General features: G+C 71.6%; 14 protein-coding genes and 1 pseudogene. 5 read left to right on the top strand and 10 right to left on the bottom strand.

From position 1 onward, the window contains the following. Positions 1-3: 3 nt before the first annotated feature. From ACQEVC_RS17660 to ACQEVC_RS17650, 3 genes are all read left to right on the top strand, one after another. Positions 4-789, top strand: coding sequence for an enoyl-CoA hydratase-related protein (locus ACQEVC_RS17660; protein ID WP_432878624.1), 786 nt, complete (start codon positions 4-6; stop codon positions 787-789). Positions 790-873: 84 nt separating this feature from the next. Beyond that, positions 874-1734: a hypothetical protein gene (locus ACQEVC_RS17655; protein WP_432878621.1), complete on the top strand. Its 861-nt coding sequence runs from the start codon at positions 874-876 to the stop codon at positions 1732-1734. Positions 1735-2013: 279 nt separating this feature from the next. Then, on the top strand, positions 2014-2916 hold the full coding sequence (locus ACQEVC_RS17650; RefSeq protein WP_432878619.1) for a phytanoyl-CoA dioxygenase family protein: 903 nt from the start codon (positions 2014-2016) through the stop codon (positions 2914-2916). 376 nt (positions 2917-3292) lie between these two features. Here the strand turns inward: ACQEVC_RS17650 and ACQEVC_RS17645 are convergent, their stop codons facing one another. The 4 genes from ACQEVC_RS17645 to lepA form a co-directional block, all read right to left on the bottom strand. After that, positions 3293-4129, bottom strand: coding sequence for a hypothetical protein (locus ACQEVC_RS17645; RefSeq protein WP_432878616.1), 837 nt, complete (start codon positions 4127-4129; stop codon positions 3293-3295). Positions 4130-4386: 257 nt separating this feature from the next. Beyond that, positions 4387-4674, bottom strand: a complete 288-nt coding sequence (locus tag ACQEVC_RS17640; RefSeq protein WP_432878613.1) for a GlsB/YeaQ/YmgE family stress response membrane protein — start codon at positions 4672-4674, stop codon at positions 4387-4389. A gap of 77 nt (positions 4675-4751) precedes the next feature. Then, entirely contained in the window at positions 4752-5318 is a 567-nt protein-coding gene (locus ACQEVC_RS17635; protein ID WP_432878611.1) for an NUDIX domain-containing protein, read from the bottom strand. Further along, a complete protein-coding gene (gene lepA / locus ACQEVC_RS17630) occupies positions 5315-7195 on the bottom strand; it encodes a translation elongation factor 4 (RefSeq protein ID WP_432878608.1) in 1881 nt (626 codons plus the stop codon). Before lepA ends, ACQEVC_RS17635 begins: the two co-directional genes overlap by 4 nt. Positions 7196-7424: 229 nt before the next feature. On the opposite strand from lepA, the gene ACQEVC_RS17625 reads away from it, so the two are divergent. Beyond that, complete coding sequence (locus ACQEVC_RS17625; RefSeq protein WP_432878605.1) at positions 7425-8408, top strand: phosphotransferase family protein; 984 nt, start codon at positions 7425-7427, stop codon at positions 8406-8408. 217 nt (positions 8409-8625) lie between these two features. Further along, positions 8626-8892, top strand: coding sequence for a 30S ribosomal protein S20 (rpsT, locus tag ACQEVC_RS17620; RefSeq protein ID WP_107269985.1), 267 nt, complete (start codon positions 8626-8628; stop codon positions 8890-8892). A 570-nt stretch (positions 8893-9462) separates the two neighbouring features. Here rpsT and ACQEVC_RS17615 read toward each other — a convergent pair. The 6 genes and pseudogenes from ACQEVC_RS17615 to ACQEVC_RS17590 form a co-directional block, all read right to left on the bottom strand. Continuing rightward, positions 9463-9786: pseudogene (locus tag ACQEVC_RS17615) on the bottom strand (hypothetical protein); the annotation flags it as partial. Beyond that, a complete protein-coding gene (holA, locus tag ACQEVC_RS17610) occupies positions 9783-10757 on the bottom strand; it encodes a DNA polymerase III subunit delta (RefSeq protein WP_318398568.1) in 975 nt (324 codons plus the stop codon). The pseudogene ACQEVC_RS17615 and the gene holA, both read right to left, overlap by 4 nt. Before the next feature lie 216 nt (positions 10758-10973). After that, the gene (locus ACQEVC_RS17605; RefSeq protein ID WP_432891489.1) at positions 10974-13403 is read right to left on the bottom strand and encodes a ComEC/Rec2 family competence protein; all 2430 of its coding nucleotides are present in this window, start codon (positions 13401-13403) and stop codon (positions 10974-10976) included. 341 nt (positions 13404-13744) lie between these two features. Further along, positions 13745-14641, bottom strand: a complete 897-nt coding sequence (locus tag ACQEVC_RS17600) for a helix-hairpin-helix domain-containing protein (protein ID WP_432878600.1) — start codon at positions 14639-14641, stop codon at positions 13745-13747. A gap of 169 nt (positions 14642-14810) precedes the next feature. Beyond that, entirely contained in the window at positions 14811-16061 is a 1251-nt protein-coding gene (locus ACQEVC_RS17595) for an alginate lyase family protein (RefSeq protein WP_432878597.1), read from the bottom strand. 240 nt (positions 16062-16301) lie between these two features. Continuing rightward, positions 16302-17147 (bottom strand): DegV family protein, encoded by an 846-nt coding sequence (locus ACQEVC_RS17590; RefSeq protein WP_432878594.1) that lies wholly within the window; start codon positions 17145-17147, stop codon positions 16302-16304. Positions 17148-17318 lie beyond the last annotated feature (171 nt).

Here is a 17318-nt window from a genome sequence, read left to right as displayed (position 1 = left end):
GGCATGACCTCAGCCCCTGATCCACTCGTCCGGGTCTCCACCACGCACGGAGTGACAACTCTCACCCTGGACAGCCCGCACAACCGCAACGCGCTCTCCAGCACCCTGCTCCGGCAACTGCTCGACGCGCTGGGCGCGGCGGCGGCGGACGACGACGTCCGGGTGGTGGTGCTCTCGCACACCGGGCCGGTCTTCAGCTCCGGCGCCGACCTGGTGGAGACGGCGGCGGCGTACCGCGAGGGCACGGTGCCGGTGGCGATGCTGGGTGACGTGCTCGCGGCGATCTGGGAGTGCCCGAAGCCGGTGGTGGCCCGGATCGGCGGGCCGGCCCGGGCCGGTGGCCTCGGCCTGGTCGCGGCGGCCGACATCGCGATCTGCGCCCAGGAGGCGACCTTCGCGTTCACCGAGGTACGGCTCGGGGTGATCCCGGCGGTGATCTCGGCGACCGTGCTGCCCCGGCTGCAAGCACGGGCCGCCGCCGAGCTGTATCTGACCGGGGACGTCTTCGACGGTCGTCGGGCGGCCGAGATCGGCCTGGTCACCACGGTGACCTCGGCCGAGGCGCTGGACGAGACCGTCGCCTCCTACTGCCTGGCGCTGGTCCGTGGTGCGCCCGGCGCGCTGGCCGGGGCGAAGGAACTGCTCCGGCGCGGCTCGGCGGAGAGCTTCCGGGCCGACCTGGCGGAGCTGCGCGACCTGTCGGTGCGGTACTTCCACTCCGAGGAGGGGCGTGAGGGCGTCGCGGCGTTCGGCGAGAAACGGCCCGCCCGGTGGGTACCCGGCAACTGACTCCGGCTCCGCCGGCCGACCCGGCCGAACCGGGTCGGGATTTTGGGCGCTCGAAGTAGGCTGTGTCCGGCTATCGGACAGGGGGTGGCGGTGCAGACTCGGGCCATGGTGGCGGCGGGGGTGGCGCTCGCGGCGGTTGCCGGTTTCGGTGTCTACCTGGGCGCGCGCGAGTTCGGGCATACCCTGCCGATCCCCAGCGCCGCCCCCGGCTGCGTGGTGGAGGCGGACGGCCGGGTCACGCTGAACGCCGAGCAGATGGCGAACGCCGCGACCATCGCCGCGGTGGGCGTCCGGCGCGACATGCCGGAACGGGCCGTGGTGGTGGCGCTGGCCACGGCGTTCCAGGAGTCCCGGCTGCGCAACCTGGCCGGCGGTGACCGGGACTCGGTGGGGCTGTTCCAGCAGCGGCCGAGTCAGGGTTGGGGCAAGCCGGAGCAGATCCGGGATCCGCGCTACGCCGCGACCAAGTTCTACAACGCGCTGAAGAAGGTTCGCGGCTGGGAGCAGATGGAGGTCACGGTCGCGGCGCAGCGGGTGCAGCGGTCGGCCTATCCGCGGGCGTACCAGCAGTGGGCGGACGAGTCCGAGGTGCTGACCCGGGCACTGTTGGGCAATGCCACCGGCGCGGTGGCCTGCACGGTGGGCCGGGAGCCGGCGATGCGCGGGAACGCGGCGGCGACGGCGCTGACCGCCGGGCTGAAGCTGGACTGGGGCCGGTTGGAGACGTCGGTTCCGGCCGAGTTGACCGGTCTGGCCGTACCGACGACGGATCAGCAGGTGGGCTGGCGCTACGCGCACTGGCTGGTGTCGCACGCCGACGACCACGGGGTGAAGACGGTGCGCTTCGGCGACCTCCAGTGGACGGCGGACGACGGCACCTGGGCGCCGGTCAAGGGCGCGCCGCCGACCCCGCACCAGGTGGTCGCCGAGGTCTTCACCGACTGAGTCTGTTCGGGCCGCGAGCGGCACCGATCGGCCGGCGATTTTGTTGCACGACCGGGCCACCGCTAACTGGCAGTGATTGCACAAACGGCCAGATCGGCTCGAATACCCCTATTTTTCGACGGATTTATTGCGTGCTGTCATGGCCCGGCTGCCCTGCGTACCTCCGGATGGCCGGCGCCGGACGCACGCCGGAGCGTCGAGATGCGGATCTTGCGGAGGGAGCTACGATCGGCAGCCTGTGTGCTCAGAAAGAGTTTCACCCTATGGGGAGGGGACGCGGTGTTCGACTACGGCGGCCGCACTGGCTACGAGCCGATCAGTGACACGGATCGCAAGGAGTTCCACGAGCAGGGCTTCCTGTTGCTCCGCAACGTCCTGACCGAGGACCACCGCGCGGCCCTGGAGGCCGCGGTCGACCGGGTCTACGCCGAGGAGAAGGCGGCCGGCAACACCACCAAGGACGGCACGCTGCACCTGCTGGGCTTCCTGGAGCGGGACGAACTCTTCGGCGAGCTGCTCACCCACCCGATCGCGTTCCCCTACATGTGGGGTCTCGCGGGGTGGAACATCTACACCCACCACAACCACCTGGACGTCACGCCGCCGGCACTGGAGCCGGAGAAGCCGTACTGGGGCTGGCACCAGGACGGCTACCGGCAGAACTCGGACCCCGAGACGATGGATCCGAACCTGCCGCGGCCGATGTTCTCGCTCAAGGTCGCGTACGTGCTCTCCGACCTGTCGGAGAAGGGCCGCGGGGCGACCAAGGTCATCCCGGGCAGCCACCTGTGGAACTCGCTGCCGCGCCCGGCCGACCTGACGGTGCACAACCCGGACCCCGAGGGCACGGTCGAGATCACCGCCAATCCCGGTGACGCCTTCATCTTCGACCGGCGTCAGTGGCACTCCCGGTCCACCAACCTCTCCACGATCACCCGGAAGATGCTCTTCGTCGGCTACACCTACCGGTGGATCCGGCCGCTGGACGAGCTGCACCCGGACAAGGACGGCGAGTGGTACCGGAACCGGACCCCGGTGCAGCGCCAACTGCTCGGTGAGGGTACGCACACCGCCAACTACTGGGGCATCAACTGGAACGGGTACGTCGACGACGAGATCCCGCTGCGCAAGGAGCTGAAGGAGCGCGGTCTGCTCGACCGCAGCATCCCCTGGCTGCGCTGACCGTCTTCGACGTGGCAGTGGCGGCTCCGCCGGTCCGGTCCGGGCCGGCGGAGCCGCCGCTTTGTTTTCGGGCGCGGTCGAGACAAAGCCATCGGACGGCCTGCCGGTGATTTCCTGTCCCGTCCGCAGGACCCCTTTGCCTAATGACACCGGCACATAACCGTGGGTTATTCCTCGACAGCACTGGCACTTTTGCCGATGCCATCCGGAGTGGCCTGGCACACACCATGCGCCGAACGGGGCCGTTGTGCCGGTCCGGGCGGGCAGCGACGGTGACGCAGTCGGCGAGTATTCGACAACGGAAGCGTTGGCCAACGCGACGGAATCGTCAAACCATTCATGTTCGGCCGATGGCCGGACCCACCGTTCGGTGGAGCTAGCCCAGCCGGCCGGACATCCGGTAGATGTCGACGAGAAGTGCCCAGAACTCGTTATTCAACGGCTGGCCCTCGTCATTGGTCAGCCGATGCGCCGGGCACTTCATGGTCGGGCTGGCCAGCTCGACACCGTGCGGCGGGACGCTACCGAACCGGATCCTCCGCTGGCCCTCCGGGCCGACGGCGCGGAACTTGTCGGGCCCGATCCGGAAGGCACCCCGGACGATGTCCGCGACGGTGAACTTCGGGTGCTGGATCTCCGTCGGGTCGCCCGTCAACTGCCTCATCCGGGCCATCTCCTGCTGGTCGTGCAGGACCGAGAGGCTGGCCAGCATGGAGGTGCTGCCCCGCAGGGTGTCCGCCAGTTCCTCCCCGGACAGGCCCAGGGCCTCCCGCGCGTACGTCAGCGCGGACTCCAGACAGATCAACGCCTCCAGCAGGGCGAGGCTGATGTTGCGCTTGAACTTGTGTCGCAGCGAGGCCGCCAACTCCTCGGCACCGGCACCGGGGCGCGGCACCAGTTGGTCCTCCCAGACGACCGCCTCCCGGTGCACGGCCACGACCGCGACGGCGCGCTCCAGCACCGGCGTCGGGTGCGCGAACATGCCGTCGACCAGGTCCCGGAAAAGCTGGTCGAGCCTTTGCAGATTGTCGACGAGGTCCCGCCCCGATGCGGTACGGCGCAATTCTGTCAGCGCATCGGAATCCCGCAGCGCCTGGAACCACTCTTCGACCAGGGGGGTGTACGCCTCAAGGTACAGCGCGACCTTGGGATGCCGATCCGAAAGCTGTAGAGGTGACACCCTGACGCTTCCCGGGAGAGAGTCCGTGGACACTTACAGAGCGTAACATGGGGAGATCATTTGAGCAAATGTGAATGAACGATCACAACTATAGGCGATGCCGGCTAGTCGATCACGACAGTCGATCGTACGGCCGTGGTGAATTTAGCGGTCCGAGGCAGTCGGCGCCAGACCGTCCGCGTCGACGTATCGGTCGGCAGCGGAGTCGGCGTGCCGACGGGCCGGCCGAAACGCCGGCGGGGCGCCGGCCGAGTCGGCCGGCGCCCTTGCTACCGGAGAGCGGGGGCTGCTCAGTACCGGCTGATTCGCCGACGGCGGCCGACGCCGGCCACCAGGGCCACCGCGATGGCGGCCAGTGCGACCTGGATCAGCAGTTCCATCCAGTCGATGCCGGCCGTCTCGGTCGCGATGCCGGCGGCCCGGGCGATGACCGTGCCGAGCAACGCGGCACCGACACCGATCAGCATGGTCAGCCAGATCGGCATGTCCTGGCGGCCTGGTACGACCAGACGACCGAGGGCGCCGATGACAAGACCGACGATGAGCGCGGTGATAATACCCCAGACGGTGAGTTCCACGGCCGTCCTCCTTCGGATGCGTCACACGTTGTTGTGGTGACTGCTAGGTTCCCGAAGGCTGAAAAGCTCAAACCGACCTAGACGCCCAGACGTCGCGCCGCATCCCGAACCGCCGCATCCATCGTGCCGAAGGCCAGCGGCGGCGGATCCACCAGGGAAAACCAGCTCAGCTCGGCAGACTCGGCCGGATCGAGCACGACCCTCGGATCGTCCAGGGTGGCCAGGAAAAAGTGGTCGAGGACCGGCAGAGTCTCGTCCTGGAACTCGTAGCTGCCGACGTACATGCCGAGATGGTCACCAAGGGTGATCGACACCCCGAGCTCCTCGCGGGCCTCCCGAACCGCCGCCTCCGCCGGGTGCTCCCAGCCGTCGCAGAACCCGCCCGGCGTCTCCCAGCGGCCGATCATCGGTTCCGCCGCCCGACACAGGGCAAGGAAGCGCAGATCCGCGACGTCGGGCCCCGCCCCGGGACCGGTCGGCCCGAGCGACGGAGCGCGGTCCAGGATGACGAGGCCGACGGTCGGGCGGGCGTTGACGAAGAGCTGGTAGCCGCACCGGGCGCAGGTGGTCGGTGCGGGGCCGGGCAGTGCCGCCGCACACCGGGGACAGAAGGACGCGCCGGGGCCGTACCCCCGGGGGATCACTTCTTGCCGCCGCCCTTGCCGTCGCCGGAGTCTCCGGTGGAGAGGGCGGCGATGAAGGCCTCCTGCGGCACCTCGACCCGGCCCACCATCTTCATCCGCTTCTTCCCCTCCTTCTGCTTCTCCAGCAGCTTGCGCTTCCGGCTGATGTCACCGCCGTAGCACTTGGCCAGCACGTCCTTGCGGATCGCCCGGATGGTCTCCCGGGCGATCACCCGGTTGCCGATCGCCGCCTGGATCGGCACCTCGAACTGCTGCCGGGGAATCAGCTTCTGCAACTTTGCCGCGATCGAGACGCCGTAGTTGTAGGCCTTGTCCTTGTGCACGATCGCGCTGAACGCGTCCACCGGCTCGCCGTTGAGCAGGATGTCGACCTTGACCAGGTCGGAGTGCTGCTCGCCGGAGGGCTCGTAGTCCAGCGAGGCGTAGCCCTTGGTACGGCTCTTGAGCTGGTCGAAGAAGTCGAAGATGATCTCGGCGAGCGGCAGCGTGTAGCGCAGTTCGACCCGGTCGGCGGAGAGGTAGTCCATCCCCTGCAACGAGCCACGCCGCCCCTGGCAGAGCTCCATCACCGCGCCGACGTAGTCGTTCGGGGTCAGCACGGTGGCCCGGACCACCGGCTCGTACACCTCGGCGATCTTGCCGGTGGGGTACTCGCTCGGGTTGGTGACCGTGACCTCCTTGCCGTCCTCCAGGACGACCCGGTAGACCACGTTGGGTGCCGTCGAGATCAGGTCGAGGTTGAACTCGCGTTCCAGCCGCTCACCGATGATCTCCAGGTGCAGCAGGCCGAGGAAGCCGCAGCGGAAGCCGAAGCCGAGCGCGGCCGAGGTCTCCGGCTCGTAGTTGAGCGCCGCGTCGTTGAGCTTCAGCTTGTCGAGCGCGTCCCGCAGCGCCGGATAGTCCGACCCGTCGATCGGGTAGAGACCCGAGTAGACCATCGGCTTCGGATCCTTGTAGCCACCGAGCGCCTCGCTCGCCGGCCGGGCGTTGATGGTGACGGTGTCACCGACCCGGGACTGCCGGACGTCCTTCACGCCGGTGATCAGATAGCCCACCTCGCCGACCCCGAGCGCGCCGGCCTTCTGCATCTCCGGGGAGATCACGCCGAGTTCCAGCAGCTCGTGCACCGTGCCGAGGGACATCATCTTGATCTTGTCGCGAGCCTCGATCCGGCCGTCGACCACCCGGACGTACGTCACCACACCCCGGTACACGTCGTAGACGGAGTCGAAGATCATGGCCCGGGCCGGCGCGGTCGCGTCACCGACCGGCGGCTTGAACTGCCGGACGATCTCGTCGAGCAGGTACGGCACCCCCTCGCCGGTCTTGCCGGAGACCCGGATGCAGTCGCTCGGATCCACGCCGATCAGGTGCGCCAGTTCCTCGGCGTACTTGTCCGGCTGGGCGGCCGGCAGGTCGATCTTGTTGAGCACCGGGATGATGTGCAGGTCGTTCTCCATCGCCAGATAGAGATTGGCCAGGGTCTGCGCCTCGATCCCCTGGGCGGCGTCGACCAGCAGGATCGCCCCCTCGCAGGCGGCGAGCGACCGGGACACCTCGTAGGTGAAGTCCACGTGCCCAGGCGTGTCGATCATGTTCAGCACGGCCTCTTCGCCCTGCTGGTCACCCTCCCGCACGGTCCACGGCATGCGGACCGCCTGGCTCTTGATCGTGATGCCGCGCTCCCGCTCGATGTCCATCCGGTCGAGATACTGCGCGCGCATCTGCCGGGGGTCGACCACGCCGGTGAGCTGCAACATCCGGTCGGCCAGCGTCGACTTGCCGTGGTCGATGTGGGCGATGATGCAGAAGTTCCTGATGCGGCCGGGGTCGGTGGCACCAGGGGAGTTCGCGCCGGAGTCGGGCGTCGGTGGCACGGCGGTCCGTTCTGCTTGGCTGACGACGATGGGCTTTCTATGTTCCCATGCCGCCGGGAGGTGCCCGGCCGAGGCCGCCGGATCACCACCGCGAGTTCCGTCACCACGCCCGGCAGGACCCGGGAGTACCGAGCCGTCGGCCGGGGCGCGAACGGCGGCGGGCGACGCGGTGACCCGGCGGCGTGACGAAATCCCGGTGATGTGACCGGACCAGGGCAGACTTGGTGACATGGCCGCCATCTCGGTACCGCCGCGACCGTACGACGCGACCGCCGTCCGGCCGGGCTGGGCCGATCTCCCCGCCGACCTGCGGGCGGCGATCACCGCCCGGCTGGGCGCCCGGGTCAACTGGGCCAGTACCGCCGGCGGCGGGTTCACCCGGGGGTTCGCCGGGGTGCTGCAGACGGTGGCCGGGGACCGGATCTTCGTCAAGGCGGCCTCCCTGGTCGACCAGCGGCACCTCAGCGACTGGTACGCCCGGGAGGCGGCGATCACCGCCGTACTGCCGGCCGGGCTCGCCGTCGCCCGCCCCCGCTGGACACTGACCGCCGCCGGGTACCACGTGATCTGCCTGGACGCCATCGACGGCCGGATGCCCGGGCTGCCCTGGGCGCCGGCCGAGCTGGCGGCGACCCTCGGCACGTACGCGACCGTCGCGACAGCGCTCCGGGAGCCCCCGGTCGAGCTGGCGGCGCTGGGCGTACCCCGGCTCGCCGACCTCGCCCGGGCGGACCTGGCCTGGTGGGCCGAGCTGGCCACCGGCCGGGAGACCTTGCCGGACGTCCCCGCCGTCGCCCGGCACCGGCTGCCCGAACTCGCCGCGCTGGAGGCCCGGCTTCCCGGGTACGCCGACGTGCCCTCGATGATCCACGGCGACCTGCGGGTGGACAACGTACTGCTGGACCCGACCGGCGCCGCCTGGCTCTGCGACTGGACGTGGCTCTGCTACGGGCCGCCCTGGTTCGACCTGGCCAGCCTGCTGGTCACCGGGTACGCCAGCGGGCTGGACGCCGACGCCCTGTTCGACACCCATCCCGCAGCGCAGGACGCTCCGGCCGACGGGCTGGACGCGGCCCTCGCCGCGCTCTCCGGATACTGGCTGGTACGCGCGGCGGCCGGCACCGGCACCGGCTCGCCGCACATCCGGGCGCACCAGCGCTGGAGTGGGGAGACCGCGCTCGGCTGGCTGGCCGAACGCCAGGGATGGCGTTGAACCGCGTCGGGACGGCGGTGACCCGCAGCGGAAAGGGCGGGAGCCAGAGCGGAGAGGGCGGAGCCGCGGTGCGACGGCAGTGAGCTGTTTTGGCCCCGACGCGGCGTACCTGGTAACGTGGCTCTTCGCGCGTGCCGACACGGCCGCACTCCGACGTGCGTCGTCGCCCGCGCATCAAAGGCAAACGTAACCCTAGCTACCAGGACGAGGCTGTCGCGTGGCGAACATCAAGTCCCAGATCAAGCGCAACCGGCAGAACGAGAAGCGCCGGCTGCGTAACAAGTCGGTCAAGTCGTCGCTGAAGACCGCCATCCGCAAGTTCCACGAGGCGACCGAGAGCGGAGACAGCGCCAAGGCGACCGAGCTCATGCGGGACGCCTCGCGCAAGCTCGACAAGGCGGTCAGCAAGGGCGTGATCCACCAGAACCAGGCGGCGAACCGCAAGTCGGCGATCGCCAAGCGGCTCCAGTCGCTCTCCGCCTGACGGCGGAACACCACACACCTGACGTGTGGCCCTCAAGCCGGCCGGCTTGAGGGCCATACGTGCTTCTTCCTGAGGCCCGCTTCTTCCCCGGGCCAGCATGCTTCTTTCCGGGGATGGTCAGCGGTAGCGGCGTCTGGCCGACTGCCGGCTGATGTCGATCGGATCCTTCCGGGAGAGCCAGCGCCGGTCCGGTCGCTGGTCCAGGCGTTCGGCCAGACCGCTGTTGCGGGCCCGCGAGGTTGCCGCGGCGGAGGGTGGCGGTGCGGCCTGCCGGGTCTGCGGCAATCCGGAGCGCGCTCGACCGGCCTCCCACCCCGGGGCGTCGGCCCCACCGCTGTCGGCCCCGCCGCCGTCGGCCCGGTCCGGCCCGGCCGAGTCGGCACGGGGTCGACGCCGCCCGCCGAGTTCCAGCCGAGCCCGGACGACCGCCGTCATGCTGAACGGGCGGGCGACCAGGAACCGGGCCGGCAGCCGGTTACCGAGGGCCCGGCGGTTCGGGGTGTCGGAGGCGCCGGTTCCGGGAGTGGTCAGCCGGTGGGTCTGTCCGGACTCGACCAGCGACCGCTTGGGCACGCTGGCCCGGCCGACCGCCGGCTGGATCTGCCGACGGAACCGTTCCCGTTCCTGGGCGGGCACCCGGGCCGCCGAGCGGAGCACCGCCGCGGCCACCACGTCGTTGACCTTCACCATGACCGCGACGGTGGCGGGCAGGACGAGTACGCCCCACCAGCTCACCAGTTCGGCGAGCGCGAGCAGCAGGCCGAGGGAGACGGTGCCCTCGAAAAAGACGAAGCAGAGCATCCCGCCCGGGTCGACGTGCCGGAGCCGCAGCACGCGGGCGTACAGCGGGCGTAGCCGCTCCTCGTCCGCCGGCACCGCCGTCGCCGCAGTCATCGCGAGGCGCTCGCCCTGCGGGCGGCCGCGACCGCGACCACGGCACGTTCCAGGGCATAGCCCCGGTCGTCGGAGCCGCCCTTGACGGCGGCGTTGCACTCGGCGGCGGCGTACATGGCGTCGGCCAGCCCTTCCGGGGTCCAGCCCCGGCCGACGCGCTGCGCCTTCTCGATCTTCCACGGTGGCATGCCCAGGCTGCTCGCCAACTGGTACGCGCTGCCCCGGCCCGCCGAGCTGACCCGGGCCACCGTGCGTACCCCGTCGGCGATCGCGTCGGCGATCGGCACCGGGTCCACCCCCACGTGCAGCGCCCAGCGCAGCGCCTCCAGGGCGCCCGGCACGTCACCGGCCATCGCCGCGTCGGCGACCGTGAACCCGCTGACCTCGGCCCGTCCCCGGTAGTACCGGGCCACCGTGTCGACGCCGATCCGCCCGTCGGTGTCGGCCAGCAACTGGGAGCAGGCGGAGGCGAGCTCGCGCAGGTCGTTGCCGACCGCCGCGATCAGCGCCTCGGCCGCGTCGTCGGTGCACCGGCCGCCGCCGCGCCGGATCTCGTCCCGGACGAACGCGACCCGGTCCCGGTGACCCTTCAGCTTCGCCGCCGGAACGACCTCCGCGCCCGCCGCCCGCAAGCCGTCGGCGAATGCCTTGCCCTTGGCCCCGCCGAGGTGCGCCACCACCAACTGCACCTCGGGATCGGGATTCTTCGCGTACGCCAGCAGCGCCGCGACCAGGTCCTTCTTGGCGTCCTGTCCAGCCCGGACGACAAGTATCCGCCGACCGCCGAACAGGGACGGTCCGAGCAGCTCGGCGATCTCCCCCGGCCCCAACGCGCCCGCCTCATGGTCGTGTACGTCGACGTCCGGGTCGGCGGCTCGGGCCGCGTCGACCACTCCGGCGACCGCTCTGGTGGCGAGCAGTTCTTCGTCACCGAGCACGAGTACGACGGGGGGAAGGCTAGCGGGGGTCACGAGGTCATCGTCGCACGTGGCGTGCGTCCATCGGGCCTGGTCACCCGGCTCGCTGCGGCTGACCCCGCACTTAGTGCAAATCCAGACATTTATCTTAACCCTGGCATTCTTCGCCAGTGGTTGGGGTAACCGATTGGAGCTTACCGCCAGAACCGACGGTGACGGAGTCACCACGCGGGCCGGGTCCGGTCCATTCCAACGGGTACACCTGGGAGATCACCGGGTGGACGGGTCGCCGGGATCGAGGCCCCGGACCGCCACCGACAGCCCTCCCCCAGCCGGCCGCACCACCGCCACATCCCCGTGCTGGTCGGTCCGGAGCACCCGGGCGCCGGACCGGGACAGCCGGGCCAGCACTCCGGAGTTGGGGTGCCCGTATCCGTTGTCGACACCGACCGGCACCAGCACCACCGCCGGACGTACGGCGTCGAGGAACGCCGGCTCCTGGTACACCGAGCCGTGGTGAGCGAGTTTCAACACGTCCGCCCGGAGCTGGGCGACCGGCACGCGGTCCAGCAGGGCCTGCTGCTCCTCAATCTCGGCGTCCCCGGTGAGCAGGATGCTGACGCCGCGTACCTCGGCGCGCAGCACCAGCGAGTTGTTGTTCGGATCCGACCGGGTGCCACGGATCGGGTACGGCGGGCCGAGCAGGGTCAACGCCACCGGGCCGGCCGCGTAGGTCCAGCCGGCACCGACCGTGCCGACCGGTACGCCGTTCGGGCTGGCGGCGCGCTCCACGGTGGCCCGTCCCTCGGCCGGCTCCAGCCACTGCGGCACCACCACCGCGTCCACCCGCCGTCCCCGGAACACCCCGTCCACCCCGCCCACATGGTCGGCGTGGAAATGGCTCACCACCAGCAGGGACACCGCCCGTACGCCGAGCCGGCGCAGGCAGCGGTCCACCGCCCCGGGGTCCGGACCGGCGTCCACCACCACCGCACGGCCGGCACCGACCGGCAGCACCAGGCTGTCGCCCTGGCCCACCGCGCAGGCGGTGACCGCCCAGCCGGTCGGTGGCCATCCGGTGGCGACCACCCGCACCGGCAGCGCACCGACCAGCACGGCAGCCGCGACCACCGCGACGAGCCGGCGCACCAGTGGCCGACGGGTGGCGGCCAGCAGGGCCACGGTCAGGACCCCGAGCAGCAGTCCACCGGCCACCCCGTCCAGCCACGGCAACGTCCCGGCCGGCAGGCGTGCGCCGTACCGCGCCACCAGGACGAGCCACCACGCCGGCCAACTGCCGAGCCACGCCACGGGCTGTGCACCGGCGGGCCAGAGCGGGGACAGCACCGCCGCCGTCACCCCGAGCACCGTGGCGGGCGCCACCGCCGGCACCGCGAGCAGGTTGGCCGGTACGGCCACCAAGCTGATCGTCCCGGAGAGTCCGGCCACCACCGGCGCGCAGGCCAGTTGTGCCGCCGCCGGAATGGCCAGCGCCTCCGCCGCACCGGCCGGTACGCGCCGACGCCGCAGCGCGTCCCGCCACCGGGGAGCGAGCAGCAGCAGACCGCCGGTGGCCAGTACGGAGAGCGCGAACCCCGCGTCACCGGCCAGCTCCGGGTCGACGACCACCAGTACGGTGACCGTGCTGGCCAGCGCTGGCAGGGCGGCCCGCGGCCGTCCGACGGCCAGCGCCAGCAGACCGATCGCCCCCATCGTGCCGGCCCGGACGACGCTCGGCGACGGCCGGGCCAGGATGACGAAACCGACCAGCGCGACCCCACAGAGGACGGCGGCGAGCCAGGGGCCGGCCCGGGCCCACCGGGCCAGCAGCAGCACCAGCCCGACCACGATCGCCACGTTGGACCCGGAGACCGCCGTCAGATGGGTCATGCCGGTGGTCAGGAAGTCCTCCTCGACCGCCGGTTCCAGCCGGCTGGTGTCGCCGACCACCAGCCCCGGCAGCAACCCGCCCGGTTCGGTGGGCAGCGGCGCGCAGGCTCGTTGCAGCCCGGCCCGCAACGAGCCGGCCGCCCGCTGTGCCAAGGACGGGGTCCCACGCTGCACGGGTGGGGTGCTGACCGTCAGCACGGCGGCGGTGAGGTCCCCGCCGCGTGGCTCCGCCAGCCGGCCGGTGGCGGCCACCCGCTGGCCGGGCAACAACTCACGCCAGCGGGGATCGGTGGCCAGCACCAGGATCCGGGCCGGCACCCAGACCCTGCTCCCCTCCTCCTCGGCCACCCAGACCAGCCGGGTCGACAGCAGATAGGTCGCCGGCCGGCCGGCGACGCCACCGATCGACCGTGGATCGTCCCGGACCATCAGCTCGACGCTGACCCTGGCCCGCGCCTCGGCCAACTGGCTGACCGGCGGGGCGTCCCGCACCCCGAGTCGGGCGGCCGTGGCCACGCTGCCGCAGACCACGCCGAGGAGTACGGTGACCACCACCCAGCCGTGCCGGTCCAGTGAGCCTTTTTCCACCTCCCCTTGCGGTCCGGCGGACCGTACGGTCGGAGGCGGTCCGTGAGCGCCGCGCGGTCCAGGTCGAAAAAGGTTCAGTACGACGAACGCCCAGCGGGCCGGTCGAAACGACGGAGCGGGCCGGTGTGAGGGCGCCAGCCGAGACGTCAGGGCTGGCCGATGCGACGAGCCGGGCCGATGTGCCTGAGCCACCCGACACCGCCGGGCTGGCCGATACGCCACCGCTGGCCGATACGCCACCGCTGGCCGACGCGACGGCGACAGGCGACGCCACGGGGCCAGCCGATACGCCACGGCTGGCCGACGCCGCGGGGCCAGTCGACGCCACAGGGCCAGCCGATACGACAGGGCCAGCGCGGCGACGCAGCCCAGCGACGCGACCAGCAGGGTCGGGCCCGTCCCGAGTAGGAGCCCGGCCAGCGCCGACAGCCAGGCCCCCACCGCCAGCCCGGCGAGCCGAAGATCCGGCAGCCGCCGACGGCCATCGGCCACGTCTCCCACGCCGGGTACGGCGGTCGGATCGGGCGGGCTCGCCGGAACGGGCGGCCGGTGGTGGCGGACCGTCACACCGTCACCAGATCCTTGAGGTCCTCGTAGCGGGCGTCGCCGATGCCGGTGACCTGGCGCAGGTCGGCAACCGAACGGAATCCGCCGTGCTCTTCCCGGTGCGCCACGATGCGCTGCGCGAGCACCGGCCCGACCCCGGGCAGGGCGTCGAGTTGCGCCACGGTGGCGGTGTTGAGGTTGACCTTCCCGCCGCCCGGCTGGGTGCCGGCGGCTCCGGCCGGCGCCCCGGGCGCCCCGGCGCCGGCCGGGCCGGCTCCGGGTGGCGGGGTCACCCCGACCAGGATCAGTTCGCCGTCGGTCACCTTGCGGGCGAGGTTGAGCAGCGCCACATCGACGCCGGGCAGCACGCCACCGGCGGATTCGAGGGCGTCGGCGACCCGCGCACCGGCGGGCAGGCGTACCAGACCGGGGCGGCGCACCTTGCCGGCCACCGCGACCACCACTTCGGCGGCGCCGACCGCAGACCCGGGAGCCGACGGTGTCGGCACGAACGCGGGCGCCGACGAGGGCACGGACACGACCGGCTCGGTCCGGGGCCGGGACGCCCAGGCCCAACCGGCCGCGCCGAGCACCACGACCACCGCCAGCACGGCGAGGGCCTTGACGCCGCGTCGTCCCGGGTCGAAGGCACCCGGACCGGCCAGCCGGGCCGACTCCACCGAGGTCTCCGCCGACGGATCCGACCCGGTACTGGCAGGGATGGGGCCGGCGGGCGCAAGGAGGCCCTCGCCCGGACCGCCGAACCTGTCCAGCCAGGTGATCTCGGTGGCGACCGCTGCCGTCGATCCTGACGGCGCTGCGACGGTGCCGGCCGGCAACCGCTCCGCCGGGGTGCGGCCGCCGAGCAGCCGGGAGAGCCGTTGCCGCACCAGTGTTTCGTCGTCGTCGGACACCCGGCGAAGGTAGGTGACCGACCCGGCCTCGCCCCGGCCGTACACCGCCGGCTGTGGACAACCAACGCCACTGTGGACAACGCCCTGATCAAGCAAACATGTGCTATGGGCTGCCCCGTGCACCGGGGGGTCGCCGGCCGACCCGCTCGCCGGCCGGCGACCCGGCGGGTCAGTGGGGGTTGCCGGCGTGGGTCAGGGTCTCCCAGGCGACGAAGAGGTAGTTCGTCCCGGCCGGACGCTGGCGCTCGGTGAGCTGCTGGGTACGGGTCATCGCGATGCCCCGGCGGTTGTTCAGGGCATTGAAGGCAACCTCGGTGACCGGGCCGAGCCCCCGGGTCAGGCTGCCGCCGCAGAGCGTCGACGGGACGGCGTCGCCCAGTTCGTACTTGGCGTGGAAGCCGAGCGCGTGCCGCAACCGGTCCTGGATCTCCGGGTAGATGTCCTGGCCCTGGTGCCGGAGCGTCTCGGCGACGTGCGAGATGGCCGAGATGCCGTACCCGGTGTGGGTGAAGTCGCGGCAGGTCTCCTGGGAGAGGCCGTCGGAGAAGACCTGCTGGTCGTGCCAGTACGAGACGATCTCGGCCCGGGTGTCGATACTGCTGCCGACCGGGCCGCGCGGGTACGCCCCGTCGCTGGTCAGGTAGAGGAAGGCCGGCAACCGGTCGCGGAACTTGGCGACCGCCCGGTCGTAGACGGCCCGGTCCTCCAGGAAGACCGCGATCCCGAGCGACGCCTCCATCATGCTCAGTTCCCAGTTGCCGTTGCTGGTCGCGTTGCCGTTGATGATCTCGGGCAGGTAGACGTCGCGCAGCATGGTGCCGAACCGGCTGACACCGGCTGCGGACCAGCCGCCGTAGGTGTACCGGATAATCTCGGCGGCCCGGGGCCAGCTCGACCCGGCCCAGGCGGTCTGCAACGGTGCGTTGCTGTTGGTGTGGTCCCGGATCGTCGCCGACCAGGCGTCCATGATCTGGATGGCCTTCTCCGCGTACCGGCTGTCCTGGGTGACATACCAGGCCAGCGCCAGGCTGTACGCGGCCAGCGCATCCTGCCGCTCGTCGGTGCAGCCGTTGTTGGGGTTGGAGTACGAGCCGCACTCGACGACCGCCCGGGGCTTCGGGGTACGGGTCAGCGAGGCGAAGCCGCTGGCCATCATCTGGTCGTAGGCGCCCTTCCAGGGCTGCGCTCCGGCGGTCACCCGGCCACGGACGAAGTCGAGCTGCGGCCGGCTGACCAGTACGCCGGGGTGGGTGAAGGTGGGCGGCGCCGCGATCCGCACCTCGGCACCGGGCTGACCGGCCGACGCGGTTGCCGGTGCGGCGGCGCCGGGCCCGGCGTACGGGACGATCACGACGGTCGACAGCAGTAGCCCGGCGGCGATCATCCGGAGCGTTCTGGGGCGGGGACGGGATCTGGACACGGTGCTCCTCCTGCTCGCGGGGGCCGGCGGGGATGACGGACGACCTGAACTCTTAGGAAGGTTTACTGTCCAATAGGATCATCCAGATCGATCCCAGTCAACGCCTACCGCGCGAAAAGCCACCGTTCCACCAACGGGCAAGATCCAAGGCGGAGAGGATCCACCAATGCGGAGAGCCAGCCGGGCGGAGAGGATCCACCAACGCGGAGAGCCAGCAGGATGCAGAGCCGGGGACGTCACCTACCGGCGGTGCACCACGACGCAGACCAGTCCCGGCCCGGCATGCGTGGCGATCACCGCTCCGGCCTCCGTGACGTACGTGGCCCGGAGCCGGTCACCCAGGCGGGCGCCCAACTTCTCGGCCAGGTCGGCCGCCCGAGCGGGTACGGCGAGATGGTGCAGCGCCACCTCGACCTCACCCGGGCCGGCCGCCTCCACGGCGAGGTCGACCAGCCGGGCCAGTCCCCGTCCGGCGGTGCGGACCCGGTCCCGCAGCGCGATGCCACCGTCGGCCACGTGCAGGATCGGCTTCACCGACAGGGCGGTGCCGAGCAACGCCTCGGCCGCGTTGATCCGGCCGCCCCGCCGAAGGAACTCCAGGGTGTCGACGTAGAAGAAAGTGCTGGTCCGGGCGATGGCGTCCAGCGCCGCCCGGCGTACCTCGGTCAGGCCCGCACCCCGGGCGGCGGCCTCGGCGGCGGCGAGCGCCGGGAAGCCGAGACCCATCCCGGTCGACCGGGCGTCGACCACGCCGACCCGGGGACCCAGCTCGGCGGCGGCCAGCCGGGCCGCCTCCACCGTGCCGGAGAGTTCGGCAGACAGGTGTACCGAGACGACGGCGTCGGCCCCCTCGGCCAGCAACCGGCGGTACGTCTCGACGAACTCCTCCGGGGCGGGCCGGGACGTACTCATCGCGAACCGCCGGGCGCTCAGCGCCTGGGCCGCGTCCGCCGGCCCGACGTCGATGCCCTCCCGGCCCTGCGTCCCGTCCAGCACGACGATCAGCGGCACGACGGTGAGCGGGTGCCGCTCGGCCAGCTCGGCCGGCAGGTAGGCGGTGGAGTCGGTGACAACCGCGACAGGCATTCCGGCACGTTAGCCGATCACCGGCGGCAGGACGACCGACCACCCAGCGAGCGGCGGCCCGGACAGCGAAGCCCTACGGCAGGCAGCCAGCAAAGCCCTACGGCAGGCAGCCAGTGAAGCCCGACGGCAGGCAGCCAGCGAAGCCCGACGGCAGGCAGCCTCGGATGACAG

Origin of the sequence: Plantactinospora sp. CA-294935 (genome assembly GCF_050936445.1) — a bacterium.
GTDB lineage: Bacteria > Actinomycetota > Actinomycetes > Mycobacteriales > Micromonosporaceae > Plantactinospora.
Note: the sequence above shows the minus strand (reverse complement) of the source record. Positions and strands in the feature narration are given on the sequence as shown.

Excerpts from the sequence above, each read along its gene's own strand:
- ACQEVC_RS17660 (WP_432878624.1), top strand. The coding sequence starts at position 4 with ATGACCTCAGCCCCTGATCCACTCGTCCGGGTCTCCACCACGCACGGA.
- ACQEVC_RS17625 (WP_432878605.1), top strand. The coding sequence starts at position 7,425 with ATGGCCGCCATCTCGGTACCGCCGCGACCGTACGACGCGACCGCCGTC.
- ACQEVC_RS17590 (WP_432878594.1), bottom strand. The coding sequence starts at position 17,147 with ATGCCTGTCGCGGTTGTCACCGACTCCACCGCCTACCTGCCGGCCGAG.